Here is a 525-nt window from a genome sequence, read left to right as displayed (position 1 = left end):
CCTCAGCCGCGAGTTCCGCCTCGCGTACGGCGAGTCGCCGTACAGCTACCTGATGACGCGGCGCATCGARCGCGCGATGGCGYTGCTGCGCCGSGGCGAYCTCAGCGTCACCGARGTCTGCTTCRMRGTSGGATGYTCRTCSCTGGGCACCTTCAGCACCCGCTTCACCGAGCTGGTCGGCGTACCGCCCAGCGTCTACCGGCGCGAGGCTGCCCGTACGACCGCGGGGATGCCGTCCTGCGTAGCGAAACAGGTGACCAGACCGGTCAGGAATCGAGAAGTGCCGGCCCCGGCACCGCAGTTAGCATAAATTCCATGGACATCAATATTCACGCGAGTTTCCTCCCACACAACGATCCCGACGCCGCCGTCGCCTTCTATCGCGACACGCTCGGCTTCGAGGTCCGCAACGACGTCGGCTACGGCGGGATGCGGTGGATCACGGTCGGCCCGCCTGACCAGCCGGGCACGTCGATCGTCCTGGAGCCGCCTGCCGCCGACCCCGGTGTCACCGACGACGAGCGC

Annotated in this window: 2 protein-coding genes; both read left to right on the top strand. The window is 67.4% G+C overall.

Translation table 11 applies throughout. From position 1 onward, the window contains the following. A partial coding sequence (locus tag AC1U89_RS24640; RefSeq protein ID WP_479902236.1) for a helix-turn-helix transcriptional regulator occupies positions 1–310 on the top strand: 310 nt, incomplete at its 5' end. Positions 311–315: 5 nt separating this feature from the next. Then, on the top strand, positions 316–525 hold a 210-nt coding region (locus tag AC1U89_RS24635), incomplete at its 3' end, for a VOC family protein (protein ID WP_479902235.1).

It is taken from the genome of Caulobacter sp. 05T431, from assembly GCF_056665975.1.
Note: the sequence above shows the minus strand (reverse complement) of the source record. Positions and strands in the feature narration are given on the sequence as shown.